The sequence below is a fragment of the Albimonas donghaensis genome (assembly GCF_900106695.1).
GTDB classification, from domain to species: Bacteria; Pseudomonadota; Alphaproteobacteria; order Rhodobacterales; family Rhodobacteraceae; genus Albimonas; species Albimonas donghaensis.
On the sequence record NZ_FNMZ01000001.1, the window covers coordinates 100137 to 115495 of the forward strand.

Here is a 15359-nt window from a genome sequence, read left to right on the forward strand (position 1 = left end):
CGGTCTTGACGGATACGAACAGCGCGGCGGCGACGGGGAAGCTCCCGGCGGCGCCGCGCGCCCTGCGGGCGACGGCGAGCGCGCTCGTCTCGCTCGCGCTCACCTTCATCGGGCTCACCGCGATCACCTTCGTGATCGGGCGGGTGATGCCGGCGGATCCCGTGCTGGCCGTGGTCGGCGACCGGGCCTCCGAGGAAGCATATCAACGGGTGTTCCTGGAAATGGGGCTCGATCGCCCGATCTGGGAGCAGTACCTGACCTATCTCGGCCAGATCCTGACCGGGGATTTCGGCACCTCGATCATGACCACGCGGCCGGTGACGGAGGACATCCTCCGCTTCTTCCCCGCGACGCTGGAACTGGCGACGCTGGCCACGCTGATCGGCTGCGTCATCGGCATTCCGCTGGGCGTCTGGGCGGCGGTCAACCAGGGGCGCTGGATCGACCATTGCGCCCGCGTGCTGGGGCTGGCGGGCTATTCGGCGCCGGTGTTCTGGCTGGGCATGCTGGGGCTGCTGATCTTCTACGGCAATCTGGGCTGGGTCGCCGGGCCGGGGCGCATCGACATCTACTACGACGGCCTGGTCGAGGACCCGACCGGCGTGATCCTGTTCGACGCCGCCTGGCATGGCGAATGGGAGATCTTCTGGAACGCGTTCAGCCACCTGATCCTGCCGGCCGGGGTGCTGGGGCTTTATGCGCTGGCCTATATCGCGCGGATGACGCGCAGCTTCATGCTGGATCAGCTGGGGCAGGAATACGTGCTGGCGGCCCGGATCAAGGGCGCGTCGGAATTCTCGGTGATCTGGCGGCACGCCTTCCGCAACGTGCTGGTGCAGCTCATCACCATCATCGGCCTGACCTACGCCTCGCTGCTGGAGGGCTCGGTGCTGACCGAGACCGTCTTCGCCTGGCCGGGGATCGGGCAATACATCACCACCTCGCTGTTCAACGCCGACATGAACGCGGTGCTGGGCGGGACCGTGGTGGTGGGCATCTGTTTCGTGGGGATCAACATGCTCTCCGACCTGCTTTACCGCTTCGCCGATCCGCGGGCCCGGACATGAGGACGCTGACATGAGCGCGGCCGCCGATCCGCAGGGCGCGGGGCTGCGCGCCTGGCTGCGCTCGCCCTCGCCGGCCTCGACCTGGCAGGCGCGGGCGCAGCGGGCCTATCTGGGATGGGTGGCCTTCCGGGCCAATCCCATCGCCATGGCGGGGCTGCTGATCGTGGTCGCCCTGGTGCTGGCGGCGATCTTCGCGCCGCTGCTGACCGGGTCGCGGGGGCTCGACCCCGACCTGCCCAACCGCCTGCTGCCGCCATCGGCCGAGCACTGGCTGGGCACCGACCAGCTGGGCCGGGACATCTACGACCGGCTGATCTGGGGCTCGCGCGTCACGCTCTACATCGTGGGGCTGGTGTCGATCATCGTGGCGCCCATCGGGCTCGCGGTCGGCACGCTGGCGGGCTATGCGGGCGGCTGGGTGGACACGGTGCTGATGCGCATCGTGGACATCTTCCTCGCCTTCCCCCGCCTGATCCTGGCGCTGGCCTTCGTCGCGGCGCTGGGTCCGGGGCTGGAGAACGCAGTGCTCGCCATCGCGCTGACCACCTGGTCCCCCTACGCCCGCATCGCGCGGGCCGAGGTGCTGACCATCCGCAAGGCCGACTACATCGTGGCGGCCGAGGCGCAGGGCGCCTCCACCTGGCGGATCCTGCGCAAGCATGTGGTGCCGCTGTGCCTGGCCTCGGTCATCGTGCGGCTGACGCTGGACATGGCGGGGATCATCCTGACCGCCGCGGGGCTGGGCTTCCTCGGGCTCGGCGCCCAGCCGCCGCTGCCGGAATGGGGGGCGATGATCTCCACCGGCCGCGATTTCCTCTATGACCAGTGGTGGGTGCCCACCGCGCCGGGCGCCGCGATCTTCCTGGTCTCGCTCGGCTTCTGCCTGCTCGGCGACGGGCTGCGCGACGTCCTGGACCCGAGGAGCGGCGAGGCATGACCGAAGCCAGACTGCTTGAGGTCGAGGACCTCCGCGTCACCTTCCGCACGCCGCATGGGCCGGTCGAGGCCGTGCGCGGAGTGTCGTTCTCGCTGGGCCGCGAACGGCTGGGGATCGTGGGCGAGTCCGGCTCCGGCAAGTCCCAGACCGGGCGGGCGCTGCTGCGGCTCTCGGCCCGCAACGGGCGGGTGAGCGCGAAGAAGATGGTCTTCGACGGCATCGACCTGACCAACGCCTCGGAGCGGACCATGCGCCGGATCCGCGGCGCGCGGATCTCGATGATCATGCAGGACCCGCGCTATTCGCTGAACCCGGTGGTGAAGGTCGGCGACCAGATCGCCGAGGCCTATCGCATCCACACCGGCGCCTCCGCCCGCAAGGCCCGCGACCGGGCGATGGAGATGCTGGAGACGGTGCGCATCCGGGAGGCCGGGAAGGTCTATGACCTCTACCCCCACCAGGTCTCCGGCGGGATGGGGCAGCGGGTGATGATCGCCATGATGCTGATCCCGGAACCCGACGTGCTGATCGCGGACGAGCCGACCTCGGCGCTCGACGTCACGGTGCAGATGCAGGTGCTGGCGCTGCTCGACGACATGGTGCGGGAACGGGGGATGGGGCTGGTGCTGATCTCGCACGACCTGAACCTGGTGGCCTCGTTCTGCGACCGGGTGATGGTGATGTATGGCGGCCGGGTGATGGAGGTGCTGGAGGCCGGGCGCCTGCATGAGGCGCAGCACCCCTATACCCGCGGGCTGCTGAACTGCCTGCCCTCGCTGGAACATCCGCAGCACATGCTGCCGGTGCTGACCCGCGACGCCGGCTGGCTGGAGGAGGCCCGATGATCGAGGTCGAGAACCTGACCGTCGAATTCGGCCGCGGCGCCGCCACGGTGCGGGCGGTGCGCGGGGTCTCCTTCACGGTGGCCCAGGGCGAATCCTACGGGCTGGTGGGCGAGAGCGGCTCGGGCAAGTCCACGGTCCTGCGCGCCATCGCCCGCATCAATCCGGAGTTCGGCGGGACGATCCGGGTGAATGGCACGCCGCTGACCTCGAAGCGCAGCCGGGACGAGGCGCGGCGGATGCAGATGGTGTTCCAGGACCCCTACGGCGCCCTGCACCCGCGCCACACCGTCGACGCCATCCTGCGCGAGCCGCTGGAGATCCACCGCGTCGGCGACAAGGATCGGCGGATCAAGGCGGCGCTGTCGGATGTGGGGCTGGGGCCGGAATTCCGTTTCCGCTACCCGCACCAGATCTCCGGCGGCCAGCGTCAGCGCATCGCGGTGGCCCGCGCCCTGATCCTGGAACCCGAAATCCTGCTGCTGGACGAGCCGACCAGCGCGCTCGACGTCTCGGTGCAGGCGGAGGTGCTGAACCTGCTCAAGCGCCTGCAGCGGGAGCGGGGGCTGACCTATCTGATGGTCTCCCACAACCTCGCCGTGGTGGCGCATATCTGCGAACGGGTGGCGGTGATGAACCGGGGCAGGGTGGTGGAGGAGCTGACCGCCTCCACCCTGCGCGGCGGCGAGCCGGCGGAGGCCTATACCCGCCAGCTGGTCTCGGCCACCGAGGGTTACGACCGCGAGGCGGTGCGGGGATATGTGACCTACGAGTAGGCGGGCGAACAGGCGGGCGGGGGCGCGCGGTCTGACGGGGGCGGGGGCGCCCGCCGGCTCCGGCCCCGCTGCGCGGGCGGGCTGGCGGGCGCCGCGCGCTTGGCCTAAAATTCAGCGATGAGCTTCGACCCAGACCACCAGGCCGAGACCCTGCGCGGGGCCATCGGCGCCCTTTCGCAGCGGTTCAAGTCGGCCGAGGCCCAGCTTTCCGCGGGCCGGCCGTTGAACCCGCTGGACATGCAGATCCTGCTGTTCGTGGCCGAACGCCCCGGCTGCGGGCCCTCGGACCTCGCCCGGGGGCTGGGGGCCGCCGCGACCACCATTTCCTCGGCGACCGACCGGCTGCACCGGCAGGGGCTGCTGGCCCGCGACCGGCCGGAGCAGGACCGGCGCGCCATCCGGCTGAGCCTCAGTCCGGCGGGGCGGGACTATGCGGAGGCGTTGCTGGCCGTGCAGCGCGAGCATTGCCGGCAGATGCTCGACCGGCTCGATCCGGAGGAGCAGGCGACCTTCCTGCGTATTTTTACGAAACTCGCATCATTCGAACTTTGAATACTGCGAATCTCGTATTACATTCCCTCTCGCCCCAACGGTCGAAAGGGACCCGAGATGACCTGTCTGCATGTGCTCACCGGCGCCACTTCCGGACTTGGACTGGCCGCCGCAAGGCGGCTGGCGGAACGGACCGGCGACCGGATCCTCGTCGGCGCGCGGGCCCCGGACCGGGCCGTGGCGCTGCGGGCCGCGGTCCCGGCCGATCGGCTGGAGATCCTGCCGCTCGACACCGGCTCGCGCCGGTCGGTGCACGCCTTCGTCGCGGAGGCGCGGGCGCGGGTGCGGGCGGGGGAAAGCGGGCGGGGCGACGTGGCCTCGGTCCTGTGCATCGCCGGCGCGCAGGCGCTGGGGCCGCAGGAATTCACCGAGGACGGGATAGACGCCGTGTTCGCCGCCAATGCGCTGGGCCATGTGGCGCTGGTCGACGGGCTTCGGGACCTGCTGGCGCCAGGCGCGGCGGTGGTCACCACGGGCAGCGGCACCCATGATCCGGCGAACCGGCTGGCGGCCCGGGCGGGGTTCCGGGGGGCCGTCTACCGGGATGCGCGCGCTGCGGCGCTGGGGCGCGACAGTGCGGGGGACGACAGGGCGGGGGATGACGAGATGGGGGAAGAAGACGGGGGGCGCGACGCGCTTGGGCGGGCGCTCGATCGCTACGCGACCTCGAAGCTCTGCGCCATCTACCACGCCGCCGCCGCCTCGGGGGAGCCGGGCTTCGCTGGCGCGCGCCTGGCCTGTTTCGACCCGGGGCTGATGCCGGGCACCGGACTTGCGCGGGACCGCGGCCCGACGCTGCGCTTCGCCTGGCGGCGGGTGATGCCGCTTTTGCGCCACGCGGTCGAGGGGGTCAGTTCGGCCGAGCGCTCGGCCCGGGCGCTGGTCGACGGGCTGGTGCTGGGCGGGATGACCTTCGCCTCGGGCGACTGCGTGGAATTCACCGGCCGGCCGGCGCCGATCAGCGCCCAGGCCGCGGACCGCGCCGCCGCCGCGCGCTTCCTGGCCGAGGCGCGGACGCTCTGGCCGGCGCCGCCCGCGATGGAGGCCGGGCCCCCGTCCGCGAGCCCGCTCCCCTCCGCGCCCCGCCTCAGGACGGGATGAGGTTGGCGCGGCGGAACTGGTAGGTCCAGGTTTCGGTCAGCGGTTCGCCGTCCAGCGCCATGTACATGCGCAGCTCCGCCACCTCCTCCGGCCCGATCTCCAGGTCGAAGAAGGCCCGCCACACGTTCCCGCCCGGCACCGGCTCCACGAAGGTCCGCACGATGCGGCCGGCGGAGGTCGAGGCCACGACCTCCGGCATCACGCCGTAGGGGATCCGGGTCAGCACTTCGGGCCGGTCGAATTCCACCGCGATCTTCCAGGTGTTCTCGGGCCGCGCATGGCCCGGCTGCCCGCCCCGACCGATGCGGGTGGAGACGGTCTGCGCGATGTTGGTCGCGGGGTCGGGATGCCCGTCCTTCCAGTGCAGCTTGTAGTGCAGCCGCCAGGCGGACCCCGCCTTCGCCGGCCGCTCCGGCACCCAGAAGGCGCCGATATTGTCGTGGATCTCGTCGTTGGTCGGGATCTCCAGCAACTGCACCGCGCCGCGGCCCAGCGGCGCGATCGGCTCCACCCACAGGCTCGGGCGACGCTCGTAGAACACGCCGTCGCGGTAATGGTCGAAGTTCCGGTCCCGCTGCATCAGCCCGAAGCCGCGCGGGTTCTCCGCCCCGAAGGCCGAGACCTGCGTGGCCACCGGGTTGTTGAGCGGCCTCCAAAGCCGCTCCCCGTTCTCCATCCACAGTTCCAGCCCGTCACTGTCATGCACTTCGCCGCGCCAGTCGAAGGCGCGTTCACGGCCGTATTCGCCGTACCAGAACATCGAGGTCAGGGGCGCGAGGCAGAGCCGCGCCACGTCCCGGCGCAGGAACAGCTGCGCCTCGACCTCCATTTCCACCCCCCGCGCGCGATCGCGGCCGCGCAGCACGGTGAAGCGGAAGGCGCCGGTGATCGAGGGGCCGTCGAGCAGGGCGTGGACGGTGACCGGAGCCTCCGGGTCCTCGCCCTGTTCGATGTAGAATTCGGTGAAGTCGGGGAACTCCTCCGGCATGTCGGGCAGGGCGGGGTTGATCGCCGCGCCGCGGGCCGAGAGCCCGTATTGCCCCGACGCCCCGATGGCCCGCAGGTAGGAGGCGCCGAGAAAGGCCAGCCAGTCCTGCGTCTCCCAGTCCTCGGCGCCGGAGAATTCCTGGAACCGGAAGCCTGCGAAGCCGCTGTCGGCGGGGAGCTTTCGGGCGGGATTATCCTCGGGCATCTCGAACAGGGACTGGTCGTAGGGGAATTCGGTGGCCTGGCCGTCGGCGACCATGTGCATCTTCACCGACTTCTGGAAATACTGGCCGAGGTGAAAGAAGGTCACCGGATAGGCGCCGGTCTCGGCGAAGGGGGCCTTGTCGGTGCGGTAGCGGATTTCGCCCCATCTGGCGTAGTCGATGGCGGCGGTGACCTCGGGCATCGGCGTGTAGGGCGCGCGATAGGCGACGCGGCAGGCGTCCTCGGCCCGGACGATCAGGCTGTCGAAGTCGAAGGCGAAGGGTTCGGGGGGCGGCGCGGCGGTCTGCTGGGCGAAGGCGCGGCCCGAGGGGGCGGCGGCGAGCGCGCCGAAGGCGGCGGCGGTTCCGAGCAGGCGCCGGCGGCTGACGAACATATTTGGACCTCGTCCTGGCTGTCTGGGGCGGGTCGGCGCCTGCGCGCCGGTCGTCTCGCCCCTTCGAGATAAGCGCCGCGACCGGCTCGGCAAGATGCGGCGCATTCGCTTGCGCCCCCCGTTCGGCCGCCGGAGCGCCCGTCGCCCGCGCGCCCAGGCGTCAGCGCGGCCCGGCCATCGCGGAGGCGCCCGGAGGACCCGCGCCCAGCAACAGCTCCAGCGTGCCGGGACGGGCCCGCAGGACCTCCGCCAGGGTGAAGCGGTCGAGCGAGGCGTAGAAGGCGTTCTCCGCCTCCCGCAGCGCCCGCACCAGGCCGCAGCTTCCGCGCAGCAGGCAGGCGGAGCAGTCCACCATCGGGCCGTCGTTCTCCATCAGGCGCACGATCTCTCCGACCCGGATCTCGGCGCCCGGCCGGGCCAGGGCCACGCCTCCGCTGCGCCCGCGCACGGATCGCAGGACGCCGCCGTCGACCAGCATGTTGACGACCTTCATCAGATTGCTCTGCGACAGGTCATGGGCGCGCGCGATCTCGGCGATGGGCGCGAGCCGGCCTTCATGCGCCGCGAGATACAGCGCGGCGCGGAGCGCGTAGTCCGAAAAGCGCGAAAGGCGCATGGCGATGTTCCTGAAACCGGGCCCGCGGATTAAAGACGAAGGGAGCCCCCGAAGCAATGTCGGAGGCCCCCTTGCGCGGCGCGCGTGACGAACGGGTCCCGGGCCGTGGCCCGCGGGCGTCGGAGCGCGGCGGCCCCGTTCGTCTCAGTCCACCCGTCGGTCTCAGTCCATCAGTGAGGGCAGCCAGGTGCTGAGTTCGGGCACCAGGAACAGCAGCCCGATCACCACGATCTCGCCCAGGATGAAGGGCGCGACGCCGCGGAACCCGTTCTCGATCCGCGATCCCGCCGCCCCGCAGGCGACGAAGACGTTCATGCCCAGAGGCGGCGTCACCAGCCCGATCTCGGCGGTCTTGGTCATGATGATGCCGAACCAGATCGGGTCGTAGCCCAGGCTCATCACCAGCGGGAAGGTCAGCGGCAAGGTCAGGATGGTGATGGCGATCTGGTCGATGAAGAAGCCCAGCACGATGTAGATGCCGATGATCACCAGCATCACGCCCCAGCGCGGCAGGGGCAGGTCGCCGACGGCCTCCACCAGGGTCTGGGGGATCTGCGCGATGGCCAGGAAATAGCCGAAGATCATCGCGCCGATGATGATGGTGAAGATCATGCAGGTCGCGCGCAGGGTGGCGGTCAGGGCGTCGTTCATGCCCGCCCAGCGCAGCCCCCCGATCAGGGTGGAGATCACCAGCGCCCCCAGCGCGCCGACCGCCGCGGCCTCGGTCGCGGTGATGGCGCCGGAATAGATCCCGCCCAGCACCAGGAACACCAGCACCAGCGCCGGCCAGACGCGGGGCAGGGCCTCCATCCGCGCCTTCATCGGAAAACGCTCGGTGGCCGGCGCGATCTCGGGCCGGCGGCGCACGAGGATCTGGATGACGATCAGGTAGCCCGCCACGGTGATCAGGCCGGGGATGATGCCGGCCAGGAACAGCTTGCCGATCGAGGTCTCGGTCAACACCCCGAACAGGATCAGCGCCAGGCTGGGCGGGATCATGATCGACAGCGTGCCGCCGATGGCGATGACGCCCAGCGCGAAGCTCTCGTCATAGCCGTAGCGGCGCATCTCGGGCATCGAGATCCGCGACATGGCCGCGGCGGCGGCGGTGGACGACCCCGACAGCACCGCGAAGCCGACATTGGCCGCGATGGCGGCCATGGCGAGGCCGCCGCGGATATGGCCCAGGCACAGATAGGCCAGCCGGTAGAGGTCGCGCACCACCGAGCCGCGGGCCAGCAGTTCCGCCATCAGGATGAACAGCGGCACCGTGGACAGCAGGAAATGCGCGGCGGTGCGGTAGGGCGTGGTCTGCAACACCCCCAGCATCGGCGTGAAGCCGATCTGGCTGAGCACGCCCAGCGCGCCGGTGACGCCCAGCGCGAAGGCGATGGGCATGCCCAGCGCGATCAGGACGAGCAGGAGAATGAGAACGGCGGCGGCGAGCATCGGCGGGTCCTGCGATGAAGTCGGAACATGGCCCGGCGCGCCCGTCAGGGGCGCGGCGCGGCGGGGGCGTGGGGTGGGGGCCGGGCGGCCCGGCGCTCAGCGCGCGTCAGACATCGTGGATCTCCGGCGCATCCGCCCCGCGTCCGGCGATGTCGCCGCCGCGCAGGATCAGCGCCGCCTGCAGCCCCAGGCGCAGGCAGAACACCCACGCCCCCAGGGCGGCGATCGCCCAGGAGGGCCCGGTGGGGATCGGCACGACGCCGGTGGTCCAGCGGTTGGCCTCGAAATTGTTGATCGAGGTCCGCGTGGCCGCCCAGGCGATCAGCGCGAACAGCACCAGGGCGGCGAGCAGGTAGATCACCTCCAGCGTCTTCTGCACCCGGATCGGGAACAGGTCGAAGAACACGTCGGCGCGCACATGCCCGCCGACCCGCTGGGTCATCGCGAAGCTGAGGAAGATCAGCGCCACCATCAGGTAGAACTCGGTGATCTCGTAGACCCCGGGCACCGGGTGGGCGAACAGGTAGCGCCCGCCCGCGTCGGCGCAGACCAGCAGCATCATGGCGACCAGCGCCAGCTTGGCGAACCAGCCGAAGAAGGTTTCGATGGCGGTGATCGCCCGGTCTATGGCGTGCATTCGGATCGGTTTCCTGGATCGAGTGAGCGAAGCGCGGCCGGCCCCCCGGCCCGCCGCGCGGGAACGCCCCGCCGCCTTCGCGGGCGGCCCCCGGCGCCCGCATCCCCCCGGCCGGACGCCGGGGAAAGGCGGAGGGCGCCGCGGACCCGCCCGCGAAGGACGGGGCGCGCGGGTCCCGGCCTCAGGCCGTGACCAGCTCCTCCCACTTGGCGGCGACCATCTCGGCGGGCTTGTCCAGCTTCTGGAGGCTCGCCTCCCAGTCGTCGCGCACCGGGGCCAGCTTGCCCGCCCAGACCGCGCGCTCCTCGTCGGGGAGCGAATAGAAGCCGCCGCCCTTCTTCTCCAGCGCCGCCTTGAAGGCCGCCTGCCGCTTCACGTCCTCTTCCCAGAGCAGCGGGACGGTATCCTCGCCCGCCTGCACCAGCGCCTGCTGGATGTCCTCGGGCAGGCCTTCCCACACGCGCTCGTTGATCACGTTGGTGGTGGGGAACAGGCCGAGATTGAGGTTGTCGGTCGACCAGCTCAGCTGCTCCTCCAGCCGGTAGCCCGAGGCGGTCGGCAGGTTGAACAGCGCCCCGTCCACGGTGCCGCGCTGGATGGCGGCGTAGAGGTCGGGCGCGGGGATGCCGGTGGCGATGGCGCCCAGCATCTCGACCGAGCGCTCCTGCACCCCGCCCGAGGACCGGATCTTGCGCCCCTTCAGGTCGTCGAGGCTCATCACCTTGTCGCCGCGCATCATCAGCTGGTAGGCGGGCGTGGTGCCCGACCGGATGACCCGCACGCCCTGGGGCGCGTATTCGATCTCGTTGAGCGTATCGAACAGCAGGGTATGCCAGGCGTCGTGCAGGCCCTTGCGCTCGGTCACGTTGCCGACCAGCGGCAGCGCGGCCACGGTCGAGAGCGGCAGCCGGTCCGAGATATAGAGCGGCGCCGCGTAGACCACATCCGCGATGCCGTTCTGGCAGGCGTCGAGCAGGTCGGCGGCCTTGGCCAGCTGCTCGGCGGGGTAGTAGTCGATCTGCACCCGCCCCTCGGTCAGCTCGTCCACGCGCTTGATCCATTCGCGGGTGTTGAGCGAGGACGAATGCGTGGTCGGATAGCTGTCGGCGGCGCGCAGGGTGAACTCGGCGGCGCGGGCGCGGCCGCCGATGGCGAAGACGCTGGCCGCGGCGGCGGTCGAGGCGGCGCCTTTCAGGAAGGTTCTTCTTTTCATGGGGGTTCCTCCAGGTTGGTTTTTCAGGGTCCGTCCGGCGGCCTCCGCGGCGTTCTGATGCGCCGTCGGCGGCGCCGGCATGTCAGCCGACGGGCCGGGGGACGGGTCTTGTCGCGGGCGCGGGCGCGGTGGCGCTCGCATCGGGGGTGGGCGCGGGCGCATCGGGGGCGGGAGCGGGCGCGTCGGGCGCGGTTTCGGATCGCGCCGCGGGGCCGAGCCCGAGTTCCGCCAGCACCTCCGCCGTGTGCTCGCCATGGCGCGGCGCGTGGCGGCGCAGGGTCCAGGGCGCGCCGGAAAACGTCACCGGCGGGCGGATCGAGCGATAGGCCCCCTCGGTCGGATGCTCCGCCGTGGCGAACAGGCCGACGGCTTTCACATGCGGATCGTCGGGCAGATCCTCCAGCGCGATCACCGGCATGCAGGGGATCGAGGCCGCATCGCAGAAGGCCACCCATTCGGCGTTGGTCCGGGTCGGCGCGGTCCGGTCGATGATTTCGTAGAGCACTTCGATATGCGCGACCCGGTCGGGCAGGGTGGCGAAGCGCGGATCGCTCACCAGCTCGGCATGTCCGGCCTCGGTCAGGAAATCCCGCCAGTTGGCGTCCGAATAGGGCAGGATGCAGCAATGCCCGTCGGCGGTGGCGAAGGGTCTGCGCCAGGCGTTCAGCAGCCGTCGGTAGCCGGGTTTCTCCAGCGCCGGCTCGAAGCCGAAGCCGCCCAGATGCTCCAGCAGCATGAACTCGATGGCGGTCTCGAACATCGGCACCTCGACCGCCTGGCCGCCGGCGCCGCGTTCGCGGGCGAACAGCGCGGCGATCACCGCATAGGCGATGGCCTGGCCGGCGAGCTTGTCGCAGATCACCGTGGGCGCGTAGGAGGGCGCCCCGTCCCGCTCGGCCGCGAAGGCCGCGAAGCCGGAGCCCGCCTGGATGATGTCGTCATAGGCCGCCTTGTCCGCATAGGGCCCGGCGGCGGAGAAGCCGTAGGCCCCGCAATGCACGATGTCGGGGTTGATCGCGCGGACGCTTTCGTAATCCAGCCCCAGCTTGCGGATCGCCCTGGGGCGCAGCGCGTGGACGAAGACGTCGGCCGAGGCCGCCAGCCTCCGCATCGCCTCCATGCCCGCCTCCGACTTCAGGTCCAGCACCACCGAGCGCTTGTTGCGGTTGAGATGCAGGAAATTGCCGGACATGCCGGGGCTGCGGCTGGGCCGGCCGGTGCGGATGGAGTCGCCCTCGGCGCTTTCCACCTTGATGACGTCGGCGCCCATGTCGGCGAGGATATGGGTCGCGAAGGGCCCCATGATGACGTTGGTCAGGTCCACCACCCGCACGCCGACGAGCGGCCCGGCGAAGGGCGCGGGCGTTTCCACAGGGCTCATGCGCGGGCCCCCGCGGCGGTGACGTCGACGATGGCGGGCCACAGCGCCTCGCCCCCCGCGGCGCAGATGCGGCGGCCGATCCGTTCCTCCCACCAGCTTTCGGCGCCGAACTCCTCGCGCCAGGACCACAGGCGCCGGGTCAGGAAATGCAGCCCGTGCTCCTGGGTGAATCCCATCGCGGCATGGACCTGGTGGACGATGGCGGAGACCCGGCCGGCCGCCTCCCCGGTCCGCGACTTGGCGAGGCCGGCGGCGAAGTCGAAATCCTCGGTCCCCCAGGCCTCGGCGGCCATGTCCACGATGGCGGAGGCGGCGGCGACATGGCCGGCGGCTTCGGCCAGCATCTGCTGGATGGCCTGGAATTTCGCGATGGGGCGGCCGAACTGCTCGCGCTCGTTGGCGTAGGCCACCGCCATCTCCAGCGCGCGGTCCATGGCGCCGCTCATCTGGGCGGCGCGGATCAGGGCGCCATGGGGGGCGAACCCGTCGGGGCCGAGCCCCGGAACCTCGCGGATGGCGTCGGCGGGCAGGCCGGAAAGCTCCAGCGCATCCCGCGGCTCGTTCGCCAGGCTGCGGTCATGGACGAGCCTGCGGCCCGCCAGCGGAATCAGCGCCGCGCGCGACCCGCCCGCATGGACCAGCGCCTGGGCGGCGTCGCGCCCGAAGGCCAGCCGGGCCAGCCGTCCATGCCCGTCGGGCGCGGTCCCCGGGGCCAGCGTCGCCGGCCCCTCCAGAGGCGCGCCCCAGAGCGCGGCGGCGACCATCGTCTCCCCCAGCGGAACCGGAGCCGCGTGACGGGCGGCGAGGCGGATCAGCCCGAAGGCCGCCACGGGGGGGAGCCCCACGCCGCCCGCATCCTCGTCCAGAAGGGCCAGCGGCAGTCCCGCTTCCTCCACCGCCGCCCAGAGTTCCGCCTGCCATTCCCCGCGATCGGCGGCGGCGAGCGTGTCGCGGTCCACCCGGCGCTCGAACAGGCGCGCGGCCTGCTCGGCCACCACGGCGCCGAGGTCTTCGGCATCAGGGGCGATATCGGGGGCGTCCATCATGCGGGTCATCTCAGGCCGAGGCCGCGGGCGATCATGCCGCGCAGGATTTCCTGCGTGCCGCCGCGCAGCGTGAAGGAAGGGGCGCGGAGCACGGTCTCCGCGAGGCTCTGGGCGTAGTCGCCGGGCGCGTCGGGGCCAGGCTCGGTCCGGCGGATGCGGCGCGCGGTCTCGGGAACCATGCGCTCGAACCCCGTGCCCACGTCCTTGACCAGCGCCGCCTGCGTGACCGGCGAGGCGCCCTCGTCAAGCATCGAGCTGACCGAGGCCGACATGCGCCGCAGCGCCGCCAGATGCGCGGTCATGCGCCCGATCTCGGCGGCTTCCATGCGGTCGGGCTCGGCCCCGATCTCGTCGATCAGGCTCACCAGCAGGCGGATGTCCGACAGGTAGCGGTCCGGGCCCGCGCGCTCGAAGGCCAGCTCGGCGGTGACCATCGACCAGCCGTCGCCCTCGCCGCCCACCCGCATGTCGTCGGGCACGAAGAAGTCGTCGAAGAATACCTCGTTGAACTCGTGGTTCCCCGCGAGGTCATGAATCGGCCGCGTGGTCACGCCGGGGGCCGAGAGGTCGATGACGAACTGGGTCAGCCCCGCATGGCGGCTGGCGCCGGCGTCCCCGGTGCGCACCAGCGCGATCAGGTAATGGGCGCGATGGGCGTTCGAGGTCCAGATCTTGGCGCCGTTGATCCGCCACCCGTCCCCGTCCCGCACCGCCCGCGTCCGCACCGCCGCGAGGTCGGAGCCCGAGCCCGGCTCCGACATCCCGATCCCGAAAAAGCAGTCGCCGGCGGCGATGCGGGGCAGGATCTCGGCCTTCGCGCGGGCCGAGCCGTGGCGCAGGATCTGCGGGCCGGACTGGCGTTCCGCCACCCAATGCGCGCCGCAGGGAGCGCCGGCGGCCAGCATCTCCTCGGCGATGGCGAAGCGGACCAGCATCGGGGCGCCCTTGCCGCCATATGCCTCGGGAAAGCCGGTGGCGATGAAGCCGGCGGCGCCGGCGCGGGCCGAGAACGCGGCGTCGAAGCTCGTCCAGGTGGTGCGGTGGGGCTCCCAGCCGCCGATCTCGCGATCCTTCGCCAGAAAGGCGCGCACATCGGCGCGCGCGGCCTCGGCCTCGGCCGGCAGGCGTGCGCCCGCGAACCGGAAAGTCTGCATGTCTTGTTCCTCCCGGGGCGCGCCGCGACGGGGTCTGAAGCTCCGTTTTCAGGGCGCGTCCTTCCCGGGAAAGAGACCGCGCATCGGCCCGGCTTGCAATGCGTGTCCACATGTATGATTACTAAAATCATGGATGTGAAAAGAACGGTGGAGGAACATGCGCTCGACACGCCTGCACGACGCTCAGATGGTCTCCGCCCCCGACCCGGTTCCGCGCAGCGCGGGCGCGGTGAAGTCGGCGGGCAGGGTGTTGCAGGTATTGGAGTTCTTCGAGGATGTGCGCCGCCCCGCGCGCGCCACCGAGATCTCCGAGGCGCTGGGGATGCCGCAATCCTCGACGTCGATCCTGATGCGCAGCCTGCGCGACCTGGGCTATCTCGACTACGACCACGCGACGCGCACGTTCCTGCCCTCGCCGCGGGTGTCGCTGCTGGGCGCGTGGCTTGACGGCGGCCCGATCCGCGACGGGCGCCTGACCCGGATGATGGAGCGGCTGACCGCGGAGACCGGCAAGACCAGCTTCGTGGCGGCGCGCAGCGGGATCTTCGCGCAGTATATCTACACGGTGTCCTCGACCTCGACGATGCGCTTTCACATCACCATCGGGGCGCGGCGGCTGCTGGTGTGGTCGGCGGCGGGCTTCACCCTGATGACGGGGATGGAGGACGCCGAGATCCGCGCGCTGACCCGGCGCACGGCGGCCGAGATACCGGGCTTTCACGCCCGCTCGGACGACGTCGTGGCCAATGTGGAGCGCGCCCGGCGCAAGGGGCATTTCCTGTCGCGGGGCCTGGTGACCCAGGGCGCCGGCGCCATCGCGCTGCGGCTGCCCGAGGGGGTGGACGCGGCCGGGCGCCCGCTGGCGCTGGCCTTCGGCGGGCTGCAGGAGGAGCTGGAGCGCGACGAGGATCAGCTGGTCGCGTCGATGCGCGCCGGGGTCGCCGATTTCCTCCAGGCGGCGGAGTGAGGGCGCGCGGCGCGGGCCCCTTCGGCCTGCGCCGCG

General features: G+C 71.3%; 15 protein-coding genes. 7 read left to right on the top strand and 8 right to left on the bottom strand.

From position 1 onward, the window contains the following. Nucleotides 1-5: 5 nt before the first annotated feature. From BLV24_RS00435 to BLV24_RS00460, 6 genes are all read left to right on the top strand, one after another. Nucleotides 6-1067 carry an ABC transporter permease gene (locus BLV24_RS00435; protein ID WP_245710317.1) on the top strand — a complete coding sequence of 354 codons (1062 nt, stop codon included), beginning with the start codon at nucleotides 6-8 and terminating at the stop codon, nucleotides 1065-1067. Nucleotides 1068-1077: 10 nt separating this feature from the next. Beyond that, nucleotides 1078-2004 carry a nickel transporter permease gene (gene nikC, locus BLV24_RS00440; protein WP_092679183.1) on the top strand — a complete coding sequence of 309 codons (927 nt, stop codon included), beginning with the start codon at nucleotides 1078-1080 and terminating at the stop codon, nucleotides 2002-2004. Further along, nucleotides 2001-2849 (top strand): ABC transporter ATP-binding protein, encoded by an 849-nt coding sequence (locus BLV24_RS00445; RefSeq protein ID WP_092679184.1) that lies wholly within the window; start codon nucleotides 2001-2003, stop codon nucleotides 2847-2849. The genes nikC and BLV24_RS00445 overlap by 4 nt, the downstream gene beginning before the upstream one ends. Continuing rightward, the gene (locus BLV24_RS00450) at nucleotides 2846-3622 is read left to right on the top strand and encodes an ABC transporter ATP-binding protein (RefSeq protein ID WP_092679185.1); all 777 of its coding nucleotides are present in this window, start codon (nucleotides 2846-2848) and stop codon (nucleotides 3620-3622) included. The genes BLV24_RS00445 and BLV24_RS00450 overlap by 4 nt, the downstream gene beginning before the upstream one ends. Before the next feature lie 117 nt (nucleotides 3623-3739). Further along, nucleotides 3740-4174, top strand: a complete 435-nt coding sequence (locus BLV24_RS00455) for a MarR family winged helix-turn-helix transcriptional regulator (RefSeq protein WP_092679186.1) — start codon at nucleotides 3740-3742, stop codon at nucleotides 4172-4174. A 57-nt stretch (nucleotides 4175-4231) separates the two neighbouring features. Next, on the top strand, nucleotides 4232-5275 hold the full coding sequence (locus BLV24_RS00460) for an SDR family NAD(P)-dependent oxidoreductase (protein ID WP_092679187.1): 1044 nt from the start codon (nucleotides 4232-4234) through the stop codon (nucleotides 5273-5275). Here the strand turns inward: BLV24_RS00460 and BLV24_RS00465 are convergent. The 8 genes from BLV24_RS00465 to BLV24_RS00500 all read right to left on the bottom strand — a co-directional run bounded on the left by BLV24_RS00465 (nucleotide 5262) and on the right by BLV24_RS00500 (nucleotide 14356). Continuing rightward, nucleotides 5262-6860 carry an OpgD/OpgG family glucan biosynthesis protein gene (locus tag BLV24_RS00465; RefSeq protein WP_092679188.1) on the bottom strand — a complete coding sequence of 533 codons (1599 nt, stop codon included), beginning with the start codon at nucleotides 6858-6860 and terminating at the stop codon, nucleotides 5262-5264. The genes BLV24_RS00460 and BLV24_RS00465 overlap by 14 nt on opposite strands. Before the next feature lie 160 nt (nucleotides 6861-7020). Next, nucleotides 7021-7476: an RrF2 family transcriptional regulator gene (locus BLV24_RS00470; protein ID WP_092679189.1), complete on the bottom strand. Its 456-nt coding sequence runs from the start codon at nucleotides 7474-7476 to the stop codon at nucleotides 7021-7023. A gap of 162 nt (nucleotides 7477-7638) precedes the next feature. Next, the gene (locus tag BLV24_RS00475; protein WP_092679190.1) at nucleotides 7639-8925 is read right to left on the bottom strand and encodes a TRAP transporter large permease; all 1287 of its coding nucleotides are present in this window, start codon (nucleotides 8923-8925) and stop codon (nucleotides 7639-7641) included. A 106-nt stretch (nucleotides 8926-9031) separates the two neighbouring features. Next, nucleotides 9032-9562, bottom strand: a complete 531-nt coding sequence (locus BLV24_RS00480) for a TRAP transporter small permease (RefSeq protein ID WP_092679191.1) — start codon at nucleotides 9560-9562, stop codon at nucleotides 9032-9034. 181 nt (nucleotides 9563-9743) lie between these two features. Further along, nucleotides 9744-10775: a TRAP transporter substrate-binding protein gene (locus BLV24_RS00485; RefSeq protein WP_176954642.1), complete on the bottom strand. Its 1032-nt coding sequence runs from the start codon at nucleotides 10773-10775 to the stop codon at nucleotides 9744-9746. Nucleotides 10776-10857: 82 nt separating this feature from the next. Then, nucleotides 10858-12156 (bottom strand): CaiB/BaiF CoA transferase family protein, encoded by a 1299-nt coding sequence (locus BLV24_RS00490; RefSeq protein WP_092680194.1) that lies wholly within the window; start codon nucleotides 12154-12156, stop codon nucleotides 10858-10860. Continuing rightward, nucleotides 12153-13202 (bottom strand): acyl-CoA dehydrogenase family protein, encoded by a 1050-nt coding sequence (locus BLV24_RS22725; RefSeq protein ID WP_092679193.1) that lies wholly within the window; start codon nucleotides 13200-13202, stop codon nucleotides 12153-12155. The genes BLV24_RS00490 and BLV24_RS22725 overlap by 4 nt, the downstream gene beginning before the upstream one ends. A 5-nt stretch (nucleotides 13203-13207) precedes the next feature. Then, nucleotides 13208-14356, bottom strand: coding sequence for an acyl-CoA dehydrogenase family protein (locus BLV24_RS00500; protein WP_092679194.1), 1149 nt, complete (start codon nucleotides 14354-14356; stop codon nucleotides 13208-13210). Between the two features lie 157 nt (nucleotides 14357-14513). Here BLV24_RS00500 and BLV24_RS00505 point away from each other — a divergent pair, with 157 nt between their 5' ends. After that, entirely contained in the window at nucleotides 14514-15323 is an 810-nt protein-coding gene (locus BLV24_RS00505) for an IclR family transcriptional regulator (protein WP_218133311.1), read from the top strand. The last annotated feature ends 36 nt before the right edge of the window (nucleotides 15324-15359 follow it).

Bases quoted from the DNA above. Each gene is read 5' to 3' on its own strand.
- nikC (WP_092679183.1), top strand. From the start codon at position 1,078: ATGAGCGCGGCCGCCGATCCGCAGGGCGCGGGGCTGCGCGCCTGGCTG.
- BLV24_RS00445 (WP_092679184.1), top strand. From the start codon at position 2,001: ATGACCGAAGCCAGACTGCTTGAGGTCGAGGACCTCCGCGTCACCTTC.
- BLV24_RS00450 (WP_092679185.1), top strand. From the start codon at position 2,846: ATGATCGAGGTCGAGAACCTGACCGTCGAATTCGGCCGCGGCGCCGCC.
- BLV24_RS00455 (WP_092679186.1), top strand. From the start codon at position 3,740: ATGAGCTTCGACCCAGACCACCAGGCCGAGACCCTGCGCGGGGCCATC.
- BLV24_RS00460 (WP_092679187.1), top strand. From the start codon at position 4,232: ATGACCTGTCTGCATGTGCTCACCGGCGCCACTTCCGGACTTGGACTG.
- BLV24_RS00465 (WP_092679188.1), bottom strand. From the start codon at position 6,860: ATGTTCGTCAGCCGCCGGCGCCTGCTCGGAACCGCCGCCGCCTTCGGC.
- BLV24_RS00470 (WP_092679189.1), bottom strand. From the start codon at position 7,476: ATGCGCCTTTCGCGCTTTTCGGACTACGCGCTCCGCGCCGCGCTGTAT.
- BLV24_RS00475 (WP_092679190.1), bottom strand. From the start codon at position 8,925: ATGCTCGCCGCCGCCGTTCTCATTCTCCTGCTCGTCCTGATCGCGCTG.
- BLV24_RS00480 (WP_092679191.1), bottom strand. From the start codon at position 9,562: ATGCACGCCATAGACCGGGCGATCACCGCCATCGAAACCTTCTTCGGC.
- BLV24_RS00485 (WP_176954642.1), bottom strand. From the start codon at position 10,775: ATGAAAAGAAGAACCTTCCTGAAAGGCGCCGCCTCGACCGCCGCCGCG.
- BLV24_RS00490 (WP_092680194.1), bottom strand. From the start codon at position 12,156: ATGAGCCCTGTGGAAACGCCCGCGCCCTTCGCCGGGCCGCTCGTCGGC.
- BLV24_RS22725 (WP_092679193.1), bottom strand. From the start codon at position 13,202: ATGATGGACGCCCCCGATATCGCCCCTGATGCCGAAGACCTCGGCGCC.
- BLV24_RS00500 (WP_092679194.1), bottom strand. From the start codon at position 14,356: ATGCAGACTTTCCGGTTCGCGGGCGCACGCCTGCCGGCCGAGGCCGAG.
- BLV24_RS00505 (WP_218133311.1), top strand. From the start codon at position 14,514: ATGCGCTCGACACGCCTGCACGACGCTCAGATGGTCTCCGCCCCCGAC.